Genomic DNA, 19,396 nt, shown 5'->3' on the forward strand with positions numbered 1-19,396 from the left:
TCTTGCCCCCGGCGGCACGGCGCGCGAAAGCTGTTCCATGACCGCGTCCCACGCTCCCACCGACCCGCCCGAGGACATGGTGCCCGCCGCTACCGTCGTCATCTTCCGGCGCAGCCCCCGGCCCGGCGGCCCGCCCGAACTGCTGATGGTCAAACGCGCGCCGAAGATGCGTTTTGCCGCAGGCGCGCTCGTCTTTCCGGGTGGGCGCGTCGATGCCGAGGACACCGCCCTTGCCCGCCGCCTCCTGCCAGATGAGGACGAAACGCTGGGAGCGGGGCGGATCGCCGCCATTCGCGAGACACTGGAAGAGACCGGCCTGCTCATCGCCAACCCGGCCGCCGTCTCGCCGCAGGCCGTGCGCGAGGGCCGCGAGCTGCTGCTGCGCGAGGGCGCCCTTGCCCCGGTGCTCGAACGGATGGGCTGGGAGCTCGATCCCGGGCGCCTGACATTCTACGCCCACTGGTGCGCGCCGGGGACCAGGCCCTTCGACACCCGTTTCTTCCTGACCGATCTTGGCCGCGGGCAGGTCGAAATCGCGGTCGACGAGACCGAGAACACGCACCTGTTCTGGGCCAGCGCGCGCGACACCCTGGCGCTGTGCGAGCGCGGCGAGGGACGGGTCATATTCCCCACCCGCCGCAACCTGGAGCGCCTCGCCGGACATGCCACCTTTGCAGAGGCCAAGGCCGACGCGCAGGCCCATCCCCCGCGCCGAATCCGGCCCGTGATCGAGCACCGCGAGGATGGGGACTGGCTGACGATTCCGGAAGGACGTGGCTACCCGGTCTGCGCCGAGCCCATGGCCAGCGTCCAGCGCGGCTGAGCGCCGCGCCCTTGCACGCGGATCAGAAGCCGCGCGGCATGCCCTTGGACGGGTTGTGCAGCGCCAGGTGGTCGACCACCGGGCCATAGAGCGGCCGGTCGAACTCGACCCCGGCAAAGTCGCCGCTGATCCAGCGCACGACCCCGCTGAAGGCTTCCAGCCCGGCCGGGCGCAGCACGATGCGCCCGCCCACCTTGAAGAACATGCCCGTGATCTGGATACAGCACCCCTCGGGCGAAAGATCGTAGATCTCGCCTGTGTCCCGCAGACCGCTGTGGGTCCGGCACTGTACGGTCATGGAGACCGGCTTGCGCACGGAGCGCCGGGGGATGATCGGACGGCTCATTCAGGTATCAATAGCCCTGTTTTCTTGACCTTCCATTAACCTCTTGCGGTCCGCCCGGTTCAAGCCGGGCGGCGCGCGTAGAGGCCAAAGCCCGCGATCACCGCATAGCACAGCGCGGGGATGATGAAGGCGATCGAGAGGTTGCCGCCCGTCGCATCGGCCAGCGCGCCGGTAAGGACCGGGATAACCGCCCCGCCGCAGATCGCGACATTGATGATGCCCGAACCATCGGCCGCGCGCGTGCCCAGCTTCTCGCAGGCAAGGCTGAAGATGGTGGGGAACATGATCGAGTTCATGAGGCCCACGGCCAGCAGGGTGTAGCCCGCGAGCGGTCCGGTGCCGGTGGTCGAGACTGCGATCAGGACGATGGCCGCGCAGGCGTTGAAGGCCAGCACCTTGCCCGGGCTGACGAGGCGCAGCACCGCCGAACCGAGGAAACGGCCGACCATCGCTCCGCCCCAGTAGAAGCCCAGGAGCTTGCCCGCACTCGCTTCGGGCAGCGCCATCACGTGGTCCTGCATCAGGTAGTTCACGATGAGCGAGCCGATGGTGACCTCGGCGCCGACGTAGAGGAAGATGCACAGCGCGCCGTAGCCAAAGCGCAGGCGCGCAAGGAGATCGAGCCCGAAGCGTTCGAGCATACCCTTGCTGGCGTGCGCCTCGTGCTTCTCGACGGGAAGACGATTGCGGAACATCCAGACCGCGAGGGCAACCAGCGCCAGCGCCGCGGCAATGCCGAGGTAGCCATGGACGATCGCCTGGCTTTCCTGGCGGCGGTAGGTGTCGAGCGCCGCGCCGGTCAGTTCACCGGCCGAGACATTGGCGAGGCTTCCCAGGATCAGCACCGAACCGGCAATGGGGAAGAGCGTGGTACCCAGCGAGTTGAAGGCCTGCGCGAACGTCAGGCGCGAGGACGCGGTCTTGCGCGGGCCCAGCAGGCTGATCAGCGGGTTGGAGACGACCTGGACGATCACCACGCCCGCGGCCAGCACGAAGTAGGCGGCCAGGAACAGCGGGTAGTAGGCCGTCTGCGAGGCCGGGATGAAGGCAAGGCAGCCCGCAATCATCACCACCAGGCCTACCACCGCGCCGCGCATGTAGCCCAGCTTGCGCACCAGCATCGCGCCCGGAATGCCGATCACCGCATAGGCAGTGAAGAAGCAGAACTGCACCAGCATCGCTTCGGTGAAGCTGAGCGTGAACAGCTCCTTGAGCTTGGGAATGATGACATCATTAAGGCTGGTGATGCCCCCGAAGATGAAGAACAGCGCAAACACGAAGTAGCGCAACTCCGGCGCATCGACGTGGCCGCCCGGGACTTCTTCCCCGAACGTTTCAGCATCGCCACTGGGGCTGGTATCGATCATTGCGGCCACGGTGCTCTTCTCCCGGTGGGGTGGCTGTTCAGGGCGCAACGATCTGGTGCATTTTTTCACTCAGGGCAAGAAATTGCGCACGTCTGAGAGATACATGCCGTGATGGCTCATTTCGGGCCAGATCATTTGGAGATCGTCCGGCGCACAGCATCTTTCCAGCCAGCGGCAAGATCCCGGCGGCGCTCGGCTTTCATCGCCGGGCGGAACAGCTCGCCCTGCCGCCAGGTGCGCGAGAGCGCGTCGAGATCGCTCCAGACGCCTGTCGCAAGGCCAGCGTGAAAGGCCGCGCCCAGCGCCGTCGTTTCCAGGTGCACCGGACGCTCGACCGGCACATCGAGCATGTCGGCGAGGAACTGGCACAGCCAGTCGTTCGCGGCCATCCCGCCATCAACGCGCAACCGCTCGGGCGTGCGACCACCATCGGCGACCATCGCATCGGCCAGATCCATGGTCTGGTAGGCCACCGCCTCCAGCGCCGCGCGGGCAAGATGCGCCTGCCCGGCCCCCAACGTCAGCCCATAGATCGCGCCGCGCGCGTCGGGGTCCCAGTGCGGAGCTCCCAGACCGACAAAGGCCGGGACCATGTAGACGCCATGGTTATCGGGCACCTGCGTCGCCATGTCGTTGGTCTCGCGCGCATGGGTGATGACCCCGATGCCATCGCGCAGCCACTTGATCGCCGCGCCCGCCACGAAGATCGAGCCTTCGAGCGCGTAGGTCATCTGGCCATTCAGGCGATAGGCGGGCGTGGTGATCAGGCGGTTGTCCGAGGCCAGCGCCTCCTCGCCCGTGTTGAGCAGCATGAAGCAGCCCGTGCCGTAGGTCGACTTGGCCATGCCCGGCGCGAAACAGGCCTGGCCGAACAGCGCGGCCTGCTGGTCGCCCGCCATTCCCGCGATGGGAATCTCGGCCTCGAACAGGCCAGGCGCAGTGGTGCCGAAGACATGGCTGTTGTCGTGGACCTCGGGCAAGATCTGCATCGGCACGCGGAACAGGCGGCACAGTTCCTCGTCCCACCCTTGCGTGCGGATGTTGTAGAGCATCGTGCGCCCGGCGTTGGTGACGTCGGTCGCGTGGACCTTGCCGCCGGTCAGGCGCCACAGCAGGAAGCAATCGATCGTGCCGAAAGCAAGCTCCCCGCGCTCGGCCGCGGCGCGGGCGCCCGCCACGTTGTCGAGGATCCAGGCGAGCTTGGTCGCCGAGAAGTAGGGATCGACAAGGAGCCCGGTGCGCGCCCGCACGTCGGCCTCCACCCCGTCGGCCTTGAGGTCGGCGCACAGCCGCGCGGTGCGCCTGTCCTGCCACACGATGGCCTTGTGGATCGGCGTGCCCGTCGCCTTGTCCCACACCACCACGGTCTCGCGCTGGTTGGTGATACCGATCCCGGCGATGTCGCGCGGCGCGACGCCGCTTTGGGCCATGGCCTCGCGCGCGGTCTTCACCACATCACGCCAGATGTCCTCCGGGTCGTGCTCGACCCAGCCCAGTTCCGGGTAGTGCTGTTCGAACTCGCACTGCGCGGTTGCGACTGCGCGCGCCTCGGCGTCGAAGACGATGGCGCGGGTCGAGGTCGTCCCCTGGTCGATAGCAAGTAGATGGCCGGGCTGGGACATGCGGGAACTCTCCGTCGGGGTAACTGGGGTAACGGGGCCGGCTTATTCAGCGCCGGTTTCAGATGCGGTTTCGGTTTTCGCGGCGGGGCGCAGGTAGGGCTTGATCGCGAAGTGATAAAGACCTGCGCCGACAAGGCCGCCCACGAAGGGCCCGGCAATCGGCACCCAGAAGTAGACGCCCGCGCCCGGCAGGGCCGAGGCGCCCCAGCCCGTGAACGTCGCAAAGAGGCGCGGCCCGAAATCGCGTGCAGGGTTGATCGGCCAGCCTTCAAGGTAGCCGCCCGAGGCGCCGATGGCCGCAACGAGCAGCCCGATCATCAACGCGCCCGAGTTCGCCCGGGGCGCCATCTCGTTGTACTCGTCGGTGATCGCAAAGATGCCCAGCAGCAGGAATGCGGTCAGGATCACCTCGTCCCAGAAGGCGTGCCAGGGGGTGATGTGCGCGCCGGGCAGCGTGAAGAAAACGCCAGCCGCGCCGCCTTCAGCCCGGGTCAGGCCCTGCGCGGCGTTGAACGCGTCGATCACCGGATGCCACAGCTGAAGGACGAGCGCAGCGCCGATCACGCCGCCTGCGACCTGCGCGGCGATATACGGGAGAACCTTGCGCCGGGGAAAGCCGCGATAGACCATCAGCGCGAGGGTCACCGCCGGATTGGCGTGGGTCCCCGAGACCGAGCCGGTCACGTAGATCGCCAGCGTCACCGCAAGCCCCCAGGCAATACACACGCCCCAGTAGGCCTGCGCATAGGGGCTCGGATCATAGAGCGTGATCATGGCCGCCGCGGAATCGCCCAGCGTCACGATGATCATCACCGCGATCATCTCGGCAATCAGTTCGCCGCGCAGCTTGCGCGAATCTTCGGTCCCGGCAGGCACGATCCGAGATCTCCCCTCTATTGGTCTTCGTTTTCGGCCCCTCCCTGCACGCACCTTCATACGAAGGTCAAGACTTTCGTTTGAATTTTCGTTTTTGACAAACTATACCTTGAAACGAAATTCACCGGGATGTGTTTCCCGGCCCGGCCACACCGAAGTGGAGTCCCCACCTTGCCATCTGCAACGCCCCTTCCCTCGCAAGAGCCCACCTACGACCTGCTGATCGTGGGCGGCGGCATCAATGGGGCTGGCATCGCGCGCGATGCGGCCGGGCGCGGGCTCTCGGTGCTGCTGGTCGAACAGGACGACCTTGCCAGCTACACCTCCTCCTCCTCGACCAAGCTGATCCACGGCGGGCTGCGCTACCTCGAATACTATGAATTTCGCCTCGTGCGCGAAGCGCTGATCGAGCGTGAGCGCCTGCTGTCCATGGCCCCGCACATCATCTGGCCGCTGCGCTTCGTCCTGCCCCAGTCGCAGTCCCCCCGCCCGGCCTGGATGGTGCGCCTCGGCCTTTTCCTCTACGACCACATCGGCGGGCGAAAGAGCCTGCCGGGCACCGAGACGCTCAACCTCGACACCGCGCCGCAGGGACGCGGCCTCTCTCCCGTATCGGACACGGGCGCTCACAAGGGCAAGGGCAAGGGCAAGGCCTTCGTCTATTCCGACTGCTGGGTTGAGGACAGCCGCCTCGTCGTCCTCAACGCCATGGACGCGGCCGCGCGCGGCGCGCGGATCGAGACCCGCACCCGCCTCACCGGCGCGACGAGCGCAAATGGCACCTGGACCGCGCAGATCGAAGGTCCCGATGGCGCGCGCGAGGTGCGTGCGAAAATGCTCGTCAACGCGGCCGGCCCCTGGGTCGACAAGGTGCTCCAGCGCCTGGGCCGGGCCAAGAACGATCGCGGCGTGCGCCTCGTCAAGGGCAGCCACGTCGTCGTGCCCAGGCTCTACGAGGGCGATCACGCCTTCATGCTGCAGAACCCGGACCGCCGCATCGTCTTTGCCATTCCCTACGAACGCGACTTCACGCTCATCGGCACGACCGACGAGCCCTGGACGCAGGAGCCCGGCAAGGCCGAGATCAGCGAGGCCGAGACCGCCTACCTGTGCGAGACCGCCAACCGTTATTTCGATCGCGCCATTACCCCCGCCGACATCGCCTGGAGTTACGCCGGGATCCGCCCGCTCTATGACGATCACGCCGCCAACGCCTCGGCGGTGACGCGCGACTACGTGCTCGACTTCGACCGGCCGGAGAGCGGCGCGCCGATGCTCAGCATTTTTGGCGGCAAGATCACCACCTTCCGAAAGCTCGCCGAACACGCGCTGGAGCATATCGCGCACGTCTTCCCGCAGGCGAAGACCGCCTGGACCGGCGGCGCAGTGCTGCCCGGCGGCGATATCCCGAACGGCGACTTCGCCCGCTTCGTGCAGGACCTTACCCGCCGCTTTCCGCAGATGCCCGGCGCCCTTCTCCACCGCCTCGCGCGCGCCTACGGCACCTGCGCCGAGACGATCCTGTCGGGCGCGCAGAGCCCTGCAGACCTGGGCGAGGATTTCGGCGGCGGCCTCCATGCTGCCGAGGTCGACTATCTGGTCGCCCACGAATGGGCCCGCAGCGCCGAGGACATCCTCTACCGCCGCTCCAAGCTGGGCCTGCATGTTCCTGAAGGTACCGCCGCCAGGCTTGCCACCTATCTTTCGCAGGACGCCTGAGCGCCTGCGCTTTGCACGGCGCGTGCGCGCCGCTAGGGTGGCGCCATGACGGGGGCTGCAGGCGCATGAGCGCACACACGAGCATCGAGGACGGCCAGGGCGATATCGTGACGCGCCGGCGCACGCGCATCCTGGAGATCGCGCGCGGCGCGGGCCGCGTCGAGGTCGACGATCTCGCCACACGGCTCGATGTGACCCCCCAGACCATACGCAAGGACCTCAATGTGCTGGCCGGGCAGGCGCTGCTCTCGCGCGTGCACGGGGGCGCGGTGGTCACCTCGGGCGTCATCAACCTGGAATACGAGGCGCGCCGTTCGGTCGCCTCGGACGCCAAGGCCCGGATCGGCGCAGCTGCCGCCGCGCTGGTACCCGACGGAGCCTCGCTGTTCGTCAACATCGGCACCACGACCGAGGCCGTCGCGGCCAGTTTCGGCAACCATCGCAACCTCATGGTGATCTCGAACAACCTCAACGTGATCGACACGCTCTCGGTCCACCCGTCCATGGAACTGGTGTGCGTGGGCGGCAAGGTGCGCACCGCCGACCGCGCGGTGGTGGGCGCCCTTGCCATGCGCTTCATCGAGAGCTTTCGCGTGGACTACGCACTCATCGGCATCTCCGCGCTCGATCCCGACGGCAACCTGCTCGACTTCGCCATCGACGAGGTGGAAGTCTCGCAAACGATCATCCGCAATGCGCGCAAGGTGATCCTGGTTGCCGACAGCTCCAAGGTTGGCCGCTCGGCCCCGGTGCGGGTCTGCGGAATGGAAGCGATCGACTATTTCGTGTGCGACACCCTGGCCGACCCGGACCTGCGCCAGGCCTGCGCGGACAACGGCGTCACCCTGATCGAGACCCTGACGCACCCCTGATCGATGAGGGGCTGAGATTTCAGCTTCAAATTTTTACGAATAAACGATCTCTATAATCGCATTCCGCAAAGCACCCCCCATTTGCCCCCCAAGTCCATGAAGTGGCACCAACTTCCATCACAGCAGAGGCCGCCGCCTTGCTTGACGACAAAGGCCAGGATGGCGACCGCTTGCGCGAGAACCTGCTCCGGAGCATCCGAACTATCGACGCGATCGAGATCGCAATCGCGTCGAGCGCATGTTCGGCTTCCTCACGCACCAAGCAACGAGAAGAATTGTCGACCTGCCCGGTATCCGCAGGATGTGGTGGCGATGGCAGGCTAGGCTGGCCTCAATCACGCAGGTGCGGTGTGATGCCCTCGAGGCCCTTCAGCGGGACATCGTTGCCGGCTGCGGCTTCGGTCTGCAATCTTGGCAGCCAGCGGCGATGCCGGTGGCGACGGCGCAGCAACCGGTGACGCGCCGCGTTTTCCAACGGAGGCTCCTTCACCAACGGGGCGAGCCCTGCGGGTCAGTGCCGAGGCGCCCCGCGTTTGCGCGCTGCATCGCGGCGGCAAGCCTGGTCCCTTCCAGCCCGGTCAGGATTTCGCGCAAGGTGGGCAGGTCCTCGTCCTGTCCCAGCTTGAAGCGCAGGTCCCGGTCGGTGATCGCGGCGCGAAAGCCGATGATCCGTGACAGCATCTGCGGCGCGCGCGATCCCGCATCTTCCATGCGCCAGGGCACGGGCCGGTCCGCCTCGGCCTCGTCGACCAGCTGGCGCACGGCCTCCTCGGTGCCCTCCTCGCGCAGTTCGACCTCAAGCGTGAGCACGGCGACGGCGTAGTTCCAGGTCGGAACCCAGTGGGCCCTCGACACATGGCCGGGCGAGACATAGCCCTGCGCCCCCATGAACAGCGCCCAGGCGCGGGGCTCCTGGCGCAGGGCCGCGACCTGCGGGTTCGTGCGCGCGCAATGGCCGATGAGCGCACTGACCTCTCCGTCCGGGCCGGTCTCGGCGACGAGCGGAAGCGCAGATGCATCGAAACCCTCTGCGCCCGAAGTGACGAGCCAGGCCAGCGGGTGGGAGCGGATGAGGTCGGCAAGGTCGCCCGGGGCGCCTGTCGGAAAGGTCATGTCGAAAGCCTTGTCGGGAAGGGGCGCGCGGGCGCGGCCCGCATGGGAAATCAGGCGCGCAGCACGGGCGGGCGGGCCTGCGCGATCCAGGCGCTGGCCTGCTCGTAGGCGTGACCCAGTTGCAGGACGGCCAGATCGGCGTTGCGCGGGCCGATCAGCTGGATGCCGATGGGAAGCTTCCCCGCGCCGCCGAAACCTGCCGGAATGGCGAGGACCGGCAGGGCGGCCATGGTGGCAGGCAGGGTAACTTCCATCCAGCGGTGGTAGGAATCCATGCGGCGTCCGGCGATCTCGTGGGGCCAGTGCTGATCGACATCGAAGGGGAAGACCTGCGCGGTCGGAAGCGCAAGGAAATCATGGCGGGTGAACGCCTCCTGGAACGCCTTGGCGATGCGGGTGCGGCCTTCGCTCGCGGCGACCAGCTGCGGCGCGGTCTGGCGCTTGTAGCCTTCGACTTCCCAGATCGCCTCGGGCTTCATCAGACGGCGCGTTTCGGGATCGTCGTAGAAGCCCTGAAGGTCGGCGCCTACTGACCAATGGCGCAGCGTGACGGCGGTCTGCCACCTCGCCTCGGCGTCTTCGGACAAGCTCGCCTCGCTCACCTCCATGCCCAGGGATGCGAAGGCACCCAGCGCCTTCTCGCAGGTCTCCAGCACGCCCGCTTCCATGGGTAGGGCTCCGCCCAGATCGCCCAGCCATCCGATGCGCGCGCCCTTCCAGTCGCGCGCGAGCGGCTGCGCGAAAAGGGCCGGGTCGTCGTCCTGCGCGAAGGGGGCGCGTGGATCGGGGCCGGACTGGACCGACATCAGCAACGCCACGTCCTCGACATGGCGGCCCATCGGTCCTGACGTTGCGAAGTTCTGCCAGAACAGGTCGGTGTTGGGGAGCGAGGGAACCCGGCCCCAGGACGGGCGGAAGCCGAAGACGTTGTTCCATCCGGCCGGGTTGCGCAGCGAACCGCCGAAGTCGCTGCCATCGGCCAGCGGCACCATGCGCAGCGCCAGCGCCACCGAGCCGCCCCCGGTGCTGCCCCCGGCGGATTTGCGCGGATCGTAGGCGTTGCGCGTGATCCCGAAGACAGGGTTGTAGGAATGCGAGCCCAGCGCGAATTCGGGCACGTTGCTCTTGCCCACGAAGATCGCTCCGGCTGCGCGCATGCGGGCGACGACCAGCGAATCTGCGTCGGGGATGTTGTCCTTCAGGATCGGCGAGCCTTGCGTGCTGGCGATGCCGCGGGTGGAGGCGGTGTCCTTGACCGCGTGAGGGAAGCCATGGAGAGGTCCGTGGAAGCGGCCCTTGGCGGCGTCCTCGTCCAGCCTGCGGGCCTGGGCGAGCGCGGCATCGCCATCGATCCGCGAGACGATGGCGTTGAATCGGGGGTTGAGGGCATCGACCCGTTCGAGATGCGCGGACATGACTTCGCGCGCAGAGAGTTCCTTACCGCGCAAGGCCTTGGCGAGCGAGACCGCGCTCATGTCGAGGATGTCATTCACAGGCGCATTCTCCCTGGAAGCGGCCAGCACGGCCGGGGCGGTGAGGGCAGAGCCCAGAGCGGGGGCCAGCGCGGCGGAGCGGGTCAGCACGTCGCGCCGGCGCAGACCCACAGGGGTGGTTCCTTGTGTCATGCCGAAGTCTCCTTGTCACAGGGGTACAGGGTCACAGGTGCGCATCGAACCAGGCGAGCACGCGCTCCTGGATGTCGCGTTGATGATCGGGACCGCCGATCCGGTGCGGCTCGCCCGGATAGGTGACCATGCTGGCCGGCTTTCCGAGCAGGCGCAGGCCGCGATAGAAGGCGAGCCCTTGCGAAAGGGGAACGCGCGCATCCTCTTCGCCATGAAGGACGAGCACCGGCACCGAGACCTTGTCGAGCGCGCGCAAGGGGGCGGATCGGTCCATCCGGGCGATCGCTTCGGGCGGAAGGCCGAAATAGGCCGTCACGAAGTCGGGCGTGTCGGTGGCGAGCGCGAGGGTCAGCGGATCGGTGGGGGCCGCGCCGATCACCGCGGTGCGAAAGCGGCGGTCGTGGGTCACCGCCCAGGCCGAAAGGAAGCCGCCGTAACTCCAGCCTCCGATACCCAGACGTGCCGGGTCGGCGATGCCGCGCGCCACCAGCATGTCCACGCCGTCGGTCAGGTCCTGGTAGTCCCGCGTGCCCCATCCTGAGATAACCCCGCGCGCATAGGCGTTGCCCTGACCTGCCGAACCGCGCGGATTGGGCAGGAGGACTGCATAGCCGTGGCTGGCGAGAAGCTGCGCCCAGTCGATCCAGCTGCCCTGCCAGGCCGTGGCCCAGGCTTCGTGCGGGCCACCATGCGCGAGGACGACCGTCTTGCGCGGGCTGCCCGGCACGTGGTCCGGGGGGAGCACCAGCACGCCATAGATCGTCTGCCCGTCACGCTGGCTGGTCCATTGCACTTCCTCGACGGAGCCGAGCGCAATCCCGCGGATCTGGGGGTTGAGATCGGTGAGTGCGGTGAGCGTGGCATCCCCGTGTATCCAGATATCGGCAGGACGCTCGGGCGTACTCGCCGCGAAGGCAATCTGGCCGTCCGCCGCCACCGAAAAGTCCGTGATGCGTCCCTCAAAGGGGACGAACGGGCTGGCCCGTTCGGTTCTGGCGTCGATGCGGACGATTTGCTGGCGGGTATGGACGACGGCGCGGGCGAGGAGCGTGTCGGCCTCGCCCGACCATACGATCTGCCGGATCGTACCGTCGAGATCGGCACCGACTTTGCGCACTCTGCCTGAGGCGACGTCGGCAACGAAGGCGTCGATTCCAATGGTCCCTTGGGCGGGTGCGGTGAAGGCGACCTTGCGGCTGTCCGGCGACCAGCTGGCTCCGCTGTAGGCGCTCTCGCGCAAGGTGCGCAGGCTCGTGCCGCTGGCAACATCCAGCACGCGCAGTTCGGAATGGTAAAAGCGGTCGTTGAGGCCCGAGGTCGCGGCCGCGCGAACCGCGATGCGCGTCCCATCGGGCGACCAGCTGACATCGGACAGCGTGCGCCCCTTGACCGCGATGCGGCGCACGGCGCCCGAGGCGAGGTCCTGGATCCACAGGTCGACAGGGGTACCCGGCGCATCGACCTCCTTGATCGGGTGGGCGGTGTCCTCGTGCGGTGCGCGCGCCAGCACCGCGAGGCTCTGGCCGTCCGGGGCCCAGGCAAAGCTGCGCACTCCATCTTCGAAGCGCGTGACGGGGCGAGGTGCCTCGCGGCCGGGGCGCACGATCCAGATCTGGCGCGTGGCGGTGCCGGTCGCATCGTCAGGTGCCTTGCGGTTCGAGAGGTAGGCGATGGCCGTGCCATCGGGCGACCAGCGCGGGCCCCCCTCCTTCCACGTGCCCTGCGTCAGGCGCACCGGGGGCGAGGCGCGGTCGCGCGCCGCGATCCAGATTTCCGAACGATCCGGCGCGCCCGTCGCCAGGCGGGGCTGGGTGACGTAGAGAACCTGCGCGCCATCGGGCGCGATCTGCGGGTCATGGACTCCGGTCAGAGCCTGGATGTCGTCCGGCGTGATCGGGCGCGCGTCCTGCACCTTGGATGCGGGTCGGGCCGTGTCGTCTGGCTCGGCGGTCTGGGCCGGGGATGCCATACCGAGGCTGGCGACCAGTCCGCCGGCCAGCAGAACCTGCCGGAGCTGCGCGCTCGCCGCGCGTGAAAGTCCCTTCACTTGCAATGTCCTCATGCGCGGGGTGGAATGTTCAAGGCGCAAAAAAGGACTGCGGGGCAGGTACGCGTGCCCCGCAGTCCGGTCGGGACCCGATCAGAACTCGAGGCGGGCGCCGATCGTCATGTACCGACCGATCACGTCGTAGTACGGCGTGAAGGTGGAGTAGATCGGCGGGTCCTTGTCGAACAGGTTGGCGACGTTGCCGTAGATTTCCAGCAATTTGCCGCCTGCTACCGCGACCTTCTGGCTGAGGTTGAGGTCGAAATACATGAAGGCGGCGTAGTCGTTGTTGGTCAGCGTGGGACGTGTGCGGTCCCAGTAGCCGGCCGAGATGAAACGCCCGCGCACGAGGCCGCTGAACCCGTCGCTGGCGTAGCCGACCGAAAGGTTGGCCCGCAGGCGCGGGGTGCCGTCGGTGAAGGCATAGCCCTGGGTCTTGACGTACTCGATCTTGGTGATGTCATCGTCGCGGGTGAAGCTGTTCACCCAGGTCCCGATGAGACGCACGTCGATCCGACCGTTCGCCGAATTGTTGAGCGGCAGGCTATAGGCGACTTCGGCGTCGATCCCGTCGGTCTTGAACTGCGCGAGGTTCACCTGCGAGGACGTGATGCTGGTGATCCGGCCCGCGCTGTCCCGGTTGATGTAGCCGCACAGGTTCGTGTTGCCCGCCTCGCAGCGGTCGACGATGTTCTGTCCGCCCAGCGTCGAGATGACATCGTTGATCGCGATGTTGAAGTAGTCGATCGAGGCGGTCAGGCCAGGAAGGGGAGCCATCGTCAGGCCCGCGGTCCAGGTGTTCGCCAGTTCAGGCTGCAGCTGCGGATTGCCGCCGCCGTAGATCAGCGTGCTGGTGGTCCCGGCATCCGGATTGCGCGGATCGACGATGCCGCCGTAGCTCATCGTCGGGGTGGTGTAGAGCTCGGTCAGATTGGGCGCGCGGATATCGCGCGAACGGGTCACGCGGCCGATAACGCCCGGAAAGAACTCGTTGGTCAGCCCCAGCTTCCAGGACCAGATCGTGCCGCTCGTGCTGTAGTCGGAGGCGCGCACCGCGCCGTTCAGCTGCAGATTGCGCAGCAGCGGGGTGTCGTGGACGAGCGGCAGGACGACTTCGGCGAAGGCTTCCTTCACGTTGTAGCTGCCCGAAAAGCCGCTGAAGTTGAAGGTCCGGAAGGCACCGGCTGCGTCCATCTCGCTGATGTTGGCGCGGGTGGAGAGGCGGCGACCCTCAACGCCAACGGCAATCGAGACGGGGCCTGCGGGCAGGTCCACCGGCTCGCCGCGCAGCGAGGCGCCATAGGTGTCGAGCTTGTCGAGCCCGTTGAAGCGCGGAGTTCCGGTCGTGTAGTCGATCGCGGCCTGGCTGGGCGCGCCCTCGCCGAAGAGGTTGAGCGGCACGCAGCCGCTGTCGCCCTGGGTCAGCTGGACACGGCAGACCGGCGCGCCGGTGGCCGGGTCGATGACGGCGTCGACCGCGTTGGCGAAGTTCTCGGCGATGAGGAAGCCGGGCGTGCGCAGCTTGTTGCGGTATTCGCCGTGGCTGTAATAGGCGCCATAGCGCCAGCGTCCGTCGCCAAAGCTGCCATCAAGGGCGATCGTGCCCTGGATGTTGCGGCGGTCGACGTCGATGTCCGCGAAGGCAAGATCGCCGTTGAAGCGCGACAGCGTGAAGCTGTCCTGCCCGGCCGCGGCCAGCGCCTGGCGGATATCGTTGTTGAGAAAGGCGTTGTCGGCCTGGATCGTCCAGTTGTCGATGTGGCTGCCGAACCAGGCATAGGAATTGTAGAAGCGCGAATAGCGAAGGTCCGCGCTGATCTCCAGCGTATCGGTCAGTTCATAGGAAGCCTTTCCCATGATCGCGTAGCGGCGCTGGGGGGTGACGAGCACGCTGTAATCGTCGTTCGAGGGGCCTTCGCCCCCGATCATGTTGCTGCCGATGACCGTACCGATGTCGGGGGTGCGCAAGGTGCCGTCCGGGTTGAAGCCTTGCCCCTGCAGAACGCCCGAGGTGATGTAGCCGCCCTTGAGGCGCGTGGCATAGCCGATGTCCGGCGTCAGCGTGGTGTTGCCAAGGCTCGACCAGCGGCCGGTGTTGGCCCGGTCGGTGCGCCGGGGAATGCCCTTGTTGTCGACGTATTCCCCGCCGATCACGAAATGGCCCCGACCATCTGCGAAGCGCGTCCCGAACTTGCCCGAGAAGCCGTACTCCTGCGCGTCCCCGCGCGAGGAAATGCCGCCGTGGGCGCCCAGACGTACGCCTTCGTAGTCGCCGTCGACGATGAGGTTGACGACGCCCGCGACCGCGTCCGAACCCCAGGCGGCCGAAGCGCCGCCTGTGACCACATCGACGTTGGCGATCATGATCGAGGGAACCGAGTTCAGGTCCCCGTCGACCAGGCGGCGGCCATCCATGAGCAGGAGCGAGCGCTGCGCGCCAAGGCCGCGGATGTTGATCGGAAAGCGCCCAGCGCCGGTGTTCGTGCTCGACGTCACCGGGGACTCGGCGGCCTTGAACTGGGGCAGGTCGGCGAAGGCGGCGCCCAGGTTCGGACGGCTCACGACCTGGAGGTCCGATTGGGTCATGCGCAGCAGCGGAGTGGGCGATTCGTAGCCCGGAAGATCAATGCGCGAGCCCGTCACGACAATGCCTTCACCCGAAGAGCCCGGCCTCGTGGCGGCGTCCTGGCGGGTCGCGGAGGGCGCACTGTCCACGCGTTCGATGCGATATCCTCCGCGCGCGTTGGCCACCGCGCGAAGGCCACTTCCCCGCAGCAGGCGGGCGATGGCTTCTTCGCTGGCATAGCGACCGCGCAGCGCAGGCGCGGTCCGGCCCGCGGCAAGATCGGGCGCGACGACGACCATGATGTCGGACTGGCGCGAAAACTCCAGCAGGCTGGAGGCCAGCGCCTGGGCCGGGATATCGAACTGACGCACCTGCGTCTGCGCCATGACCGGCGTGGCCGTGGCGAGTGCCGACACGGAGACCCCGAGCGCCGAGGCCAGCACCAGACGCGACTTGAATAGGCTCAACATTTGCATTTCCCCCTGATCCGTCCCTGAACGGTGGCGCTGCCCGGTGCCGCGACGCAGTGTCCGCATGCACCGACCAACACCCCGGTGACGCACGCGGTCAGGCGATCGTCAGGGGGTGGGTGAAATTTTTTTGTCACAAGGGAACTGCACGCGATGCAATATGTCGGAAAGACGGGGTCGGGAGGTTCTCAGCGGCGGGCGCGGTCAAGGCGGAAGGCGCCGTCCGGGGCCTCCCGTGCCGTGACCGGGATGACCCCGTCGAGCGCGCTGATGAAGGCGGGGATCTCGCTGACCTTGAAGGCGGCCGTGACGCGCAGGCCCCCGATGGCCGGATCACGCATCGTCACCCCCGGCGCGTAGTAGCGGTTCACATCGGAGACGAGATCGGCAAGCCGCACGTTGTCATAGACGAGGCGCCCTTCGCGCCAGGCCCCGGGGGAAGGGGCAGGCGATGGCGGGGCTGGACGCGATGCTCCGGCGGACATTTCGCGAGATGGGCCCGGTGCTGCCGGGGCTGCTGCGGCAGCGGCGAACTGGACCTCGGTGCGCTCCCCGGCGCGAAGCCGGGTGGCGCGCAAAGGCGCTCCATCGCCTCCGGGATGGGCCACTTCGACCTTGCCCTGGAGCACTGCGACGCGCACCGACTGGTCGGTGAAGTTGACGTCGAACTTGGTGCCCAGCACGCGCACGCGTGACTGCCCGGCCTCGACGGTGAAGGGCCGACTGGCGTCATGGACGACCTCGAAGAACGCTTCGCCGCGGGTCAGCGCAACGCGGCGCTGCGCATCGGCAAAGCGCACCTCGAGCGTGGAGGCCGGCGCAAGCGTCACCTGCGAACCATCGGGCAGCGTGATGAGCCGCGTCTCGGCAAGGCGGGTCTCGTAGCGTTCCGGGGCAAGCGGGCGCAGCAGCAGCGAGATGGCCACGACGGCGAAAAGCACGGCGGCCATCGCGGCCCATGCCATCGGGTGCCGTCCGAAACGGGTAAGAGATGAGTGCATAGGCGCGCCGTCCGCCTCTGCTTCCGGCGGCGGGGCCAGATCGGCGAGGCCTTCCAGGGCAGCGATATCGCCCCAGGTGCGCGAAAGCTCCTGCCAGGTGCGTTCGTGGCGCGGGTCGGCCGCGCGCCAGGCATCGCGTTCGCGCCGTTCTTCTGCGCCAAGCTCGCGTTCACTGGCGAGCACGACCCAGTAGCTCGCCTGCTCGTCGATACGGTCCCTGTCTTCGCGGGCGGCCTGCGACGTCATGTTTCTTCCTCCGCCTCCCTCAGCGCGCGCTCGCACTGCACGAGGGCCTGGGCCGCGTGCATCTTCACCAGGGTCGGCGAGCATTTGAGTTGGCGCGCTATCTCTGCGTAGCTTACGCCGTGAATGCGGTTCATAATCAAGACCTGTTGCCGGCGGGGATCCATCGCGCGGATTGTCCGCTCGAGGATCTGCCATCGTTGCTTTGCCGATAAGACGCGCTCGGCATCGCAGTCGTCATGCAGGGCGCCCAGAATCTTTTCGCCCTCGGCATGGTCGCTGCGCACTTTCTGGCGGCGGCGCTGGTCGAGGACGTAGTTGCGCGCCGAACGGGCCAGGAAGGCCTCCGGGCTCTCGATGGCATGACGGTCCTCGCGCACCGCAAATTTCTCGAAGGCGATCTGGACGACGTCTTCCGGATCGGGTGGACCCGGCCCGAAGTTCGCCGCGACGTAACGGCGCAGCCGGTCCCGGTAGCCGCGATAGAGCCGATCGAGCTCCTCGCCCGAACCGGACGGGGCGGGCGTGACGACGTCCTTCGATGTGGATTTGGAACTCATTGAAGACGCCGCTTCCCTTCACGCGCGAGGGGACCAAATCCCGGACCGGGATGCAAGTGCGCTTTTTCGCATTGCCACGATCCGGGAGATGGAGGGCCTCAGGAAGCGGGACGCGGCGCGAGGTGGACGCCGGCCAGCATGCAGCGGACCGAGCCTCCGGCCATTTCGATGGTCGGCACGTCCAACGGAACAAGGCGGGCGACCCGCTCCAGCCGGGCGATCTGCCTGGCATCGAACGCGCGCAGAGCGCGCGACGACAGCGCGATGACCGGCCCGGAGCGCCCGTCGAGCTCGATCAGGTTGCCGCAGAATTCGCCGACCTGGTGCTGATCGATGGCGATCAGCTCGCGCCCGTTGCCGGTCAGCCTGGCGTAGAGTTCATCGCGGCGGCGCGCATCGCGCAGCGTGTCGAGACCCGCGACGCACAGCTGCGTGCCAATGCTGAGCATGACGTTGGTATGGTAGATCGCCATCCCGTCTGCGTCCGTTGCCTCGAACATCATCGGTTCGAAGGCAAAGCGGGTGCAGAACCGCTCGAGCAGGACCTCGCTGGCGCGGTTGGAACGGGCCGCATAGGCCACCCGCTCGCAGTGGTCGAGCACGATGGCGCCCGTGCCTTCGAGGTAGAGGCCATCATGTTCCAGCCCCGACCAGTCGGTCACTTCCTGGACACGGTAGGCCCGCTTGAGGAAAGTGACGATGTCCTCGCGGCGTTCCGGACGGCGGTTGGGTGCGAAGAGCGGGAAGATCGCCAGATGCCCGCCGGAGTGGGTCGAGAACCAGTTGTTGGGAAAGACCGAGTCGGGTGTCGCCGCGGTGCTGTCCTCGAACAGGTGGACCCGGATCCCCGCCGCCTCCAGTCGGTCCGCCGCGCGCGAGACCTCGGCATGGGCGGCCTCGGCCAGCGCCGCGCGGGCATCGGCCCGGATGGCGGCCGTGCTCTGGAAGGCGTTGTCACATCGGGTTTGCGGGTTGGGCGCGAAGAAATGGGGGCGGATCATCACGACCGCCCCGGGCGCCTGGACCGAGGGCATCAGGCGTGTGCGGGCTGGCGGGGCGCGAGCAGGCCGAACAGGTCGCGCGGGTCCTGCGGTTGGGCAATGAGATCGAGCTCGGTGTGCGGCGCGTGTTCGGGCAGGAGGTCGTAGAGATAGCGCAGCGCGGAGAAGTCCTCGATGCCGAAGCCCACCGAATCGAAGATCGTGATCTCCTCGTCGCTCGTGCGCCCGGACGCCTTGCCCGAGAAGACCGACCACAGCTCGGTGACCTCGAAATCGTCGGGCATCTGCTGGATTTCGCCTTCGATGCGGGTTTGCGGGGTATACTCCACGAAGACACGGCCGCGCTGGAGAATCTCGGGGGCAAGCTCGGTCTTGCCCGGGCAGTCGCCGCCCACCGCGTTGATGTGCAGCCCTGCGCCGGTCATGTTGGCGCTGAGGATGCGCGCGTTCACCTTGTCTGCGGTGACGGTGGTGACGATGTCCGCGCCGATCACGGCCTCGTCGGCGGACGGGGCGATCACGACCTCTATACCGCTGTCGGCGAGGTTCCGGGCGAACTTGCGCGACGCGGCCGTATCAATGTCCCAGGCCTGCACGCGGGTGATGCCCAGCAGGGCCTTGAACGCGGTCGCCTGGAATTCGGACTGCGCGCCCTGTCCGATCATGGCCAGCACACGCGAGGCGGGCCGGGCGAGATAGCGCGCGACAAGGGCCGACATCGCGGCCGTGCGCAGCGCGGTCAGCAAGGTCATCTCGCTGACCATGACCGGGTAGCCGGTATCGACGCGGGTGAGCACGCCCAGCGCCGCGACCGTCTGAAGGCCCGCGGCGGTGTTGCCGGGGTGGCCGTTCACCTGCTTGAAGGCGAAATATTCACGGTCGGCCGCGGGCATGAGTTCGATCACGCCGCCGGGCACGTGGCTGGCATAGCGCGGGGACTTGTCGAATTCCTCCCAGCGCTCGAAATCGGCCTCGATCCGCTCGGCGAGGCCGCGCAGGAAAGCCTCGAGGCCGACCGCTTCGACGATCTCGGCCAGATCTGCAACGCCAATGAAAGGTACCATGCTGTGTCTCCTGATTTTCGCTCAGGATAGGCAGGCAGGTTTCATGGTGAATGTCGAAAATGGCTACATTTGTGCTAGATA

At 67.4% G+C, this 19,396-nt stretch carries 16 protein-coding genes; 3 read left to right on the forward strand and 13 right to left on the reverse strand.

The features are described 5' to 3' along the window. Window positions 1-37: 37 nt before the first annotated feature. Window positions 38-823 (forward strand): NUDIX hydrolase, encoded by a 786-nt coding sequence (locus HT578_RS10885; protein ID WP_213499416.1) that lies wholly within the window; start codon window positions 38-40, stop codon window positions 821-823. 22 nt (window positions 824-845) lie between these two features. On the opposite strand, the gene HT578_RS10890 is transcribed toward HT578_RS10885, so the two are convergent. From HT578_RS10890 to HT578_RS10905, 4 genes are all read right to left on the reverse strand, one after another. Further along, window positions 846-1,169: a PilZ domain-containing protein gene (locus HT578_RS10890; RefSeq protein WP_084592033.1), complete on the reverse strand. Its 324-nt coding sequence runs from the start codon at window positions 1,167-1,169 to the stop codon at window positions 846-848. 59 nt (window positions 1,170-1,228) lie between these two features. Then, window positions 1,229-2,536 carry a sugar MFS transporter gene (locus HT578_RS10895; protein WP_213499417.1) on the reverse strand — a complete coding sequence of 436 codons (1,308 nt, stop codon included), beginning with the start codon at window positions 2,534-2,536 and terminating at the stop codon, window positions 1,229-1,231. Between the two features lie 131 nt (window positions 2,537-2,667). Beyond that, window positions 2,668-4,158, reverse strand: coding sequence for a glycerol kinase GlpK (gene glpK / locus HT578_RS10900; RefSeq protein WP_213499419.1), 1,491 nt, complete (start codon window positions 4,156-4,158; stop codon window positions 2,668-2,670). A 42-nt stretch (window positions 4,159-4,200) separates the two neighbouring features. Then, window positions 4,201-5,034 (reverse strand): MIP/aquaporin family protein, encoded by an 834-nt coding sequence (locus tag HT578_RS10905; protein WP_239026246.1) that lies wholly within the window; start codon window positions 5,032-5,034, stop codon window positions 4,201-4,203. Window positions 5,035-5,205: 171 nt separating this feature from the next. Between HT578_RS10905 and HT578_RS10910 the strand changes: the two genes are divergently transcribed. Together HT578_RS10910 and HT578_RS10915 are read left to right on the forward strand one after the other, a co-directional pair. Continuing rightward, window positions 5,206-6,753 carry a glycerol-3-phosphate dehydrogenase gene (locus HT578_RS10910; RefSeq protein ID WP_239026247.1) on the forward strand — a complete coding sequence of 516 codons (1,548 nt, stop codon included), beginning with the start codon at window positions 5,206-5,208 and terminating at the stop codon, window positions 6,751-6,753. A 65-nt stretch (window positions 6,754-6,818) separates the two neighbouring features. Then, on the forward strand, window positions 6,819-7,625 hold the full coding sequence (locus tag HT578_RS10915; RefSeq protein WP_213499430.1) for a DeoR/GlpR family DNA-binding transcription regulator: 807 nt from the start codon (window positions 6,819-6,821) through the stop codon (window positions 7,623-7,625). A gap of 331 nt (window positions 7,626-7,956) precedes the next feature. On the opposite strand, the gene HT578_RS10920 is transcribed toward HT578_RS10915, so the two are convergent. From HT578_RS10920 to HT578_RS10960, 9 genes are all read right to left on the reverse strand, one after another. Further along, complete coding sequence (locus HT578_RS10920; protein WP_213499432.1) at window positions 7,957-8,100, reverse strand: hypothetical protein; 144 nt, start codon at window positions 8,098-8,100, stop codon at window positions 7,957-7,959. 11 nt (window positions 8,101-8,111) lie between these two features. Further along, the gene (locus tag HT578_RS10925; RefSeq protein ID WP_213499434.1) at window positions 8,112-8,738 is read right to left on the reverse strand and encodes an FMN-binding negative transcriptional regulator; all 627 of its coding nucleotides are present in this window, start codon (window positions 8,736-8,738) and stop codon (window positions 8,112-8,114) included. A 50-nt stretch (window positions 8,739-8,788) separates the two neighbouring features. Then, complete coding sequence (locus HT578_RS10930; RefSeq protein WP_213499436.1) at window positions 8,789-10,363, reverse strand: amidase; 1,575 nt, start codon at window positions 10,361-10,363, stop codon at window positions 8,789-8,791. Window positions 10,364-10,394: 31 nt separating this feature from the next. Next, window positions 10,395-12,410 (reverse strand): S9 family peptidase, encoded by a 2,016-nt coding sequence (locus tag HT578_RS10935; protein ID WP_213499438.1) that lies wholly within the window; start codon window positions 12,408-12,410, stop codon window positions 10,395-10,397. Between the two features lie 93 nt (window positions 12,411-12,503). Further along, a complete protein-coding gene (locus tag HT578_RS10940) occupies window positions 12,504-15,446 on the reverse strand; it encodes a TonB-dependent receptor (protein WP_239026248.1) in 2,943 nt (980 codons plus the stop codon). Window positions 15,447-15,634: 188 nt separating this feature from the next. Then, on the reverse strand, window positions 15,635-16,693 hold the full coding sequence (locus tag HT578_RS10945) for a FecR family protein (RefSeq protein ID WP_213499440.1): 1,059 nt from the start codon (window positions 16,691-16,693) through the stop codon (window positions 15,635-15,637). After that, window positions 16,690-17,250, reverse strand: coding sequence for an RNA polymerase sigma factor (locus HT578_RS10950; RefSeq protein WP_213499442.1), 561 nt, complete (start codon window positions 17,248-17,250; stop codon window positions 16,690-16,692). The genes HT578_RS10945 and HT578_RS10950 overlap by 4 nt, the downstream gene beginning before the upstream one ends. Before the next feature lie 98 nt (window positions 17,251-17,348). Beyond that, complete coding sequence (gene ctlX / locus HT578_RS10955; RefSeq protein WP_213499444.1) at window positions 17,349-18,251, reverse strand: citrulline utilization hydrolase CtlX; 903 nt, start codon at window positions 18,249-18,251, stop codon at window positions 17,349-17,351. Window positions 18,252-18,283: 32 nt separating this feature from the next. Next, window positions 18,284-19,315 (reverse strand): ornithine cyclodeaminase, encoded by a 1,032-nt coding sequence (locus tag HT578_RS10960; RefSeq protein ID WP_213499446.1) that lies wholly within the window; start codon window positions 19,313-19,315, stop codon window positions 18,284-18,286. Window positions 19,316-19,396: the final 81 nt, after the last annotated feature.

The sequence above is a fragment of the Novosphingobium decolorationis genome (assembly GCF_018417475.1).
Classification (GTDB): domain Bacteria; phylum Pseudomonadota; class Alphaproteobacteria; order Sphingomonadales; family Sphingomonadaceae; genus Novosphingobium; species Novosphingobium decolorationis.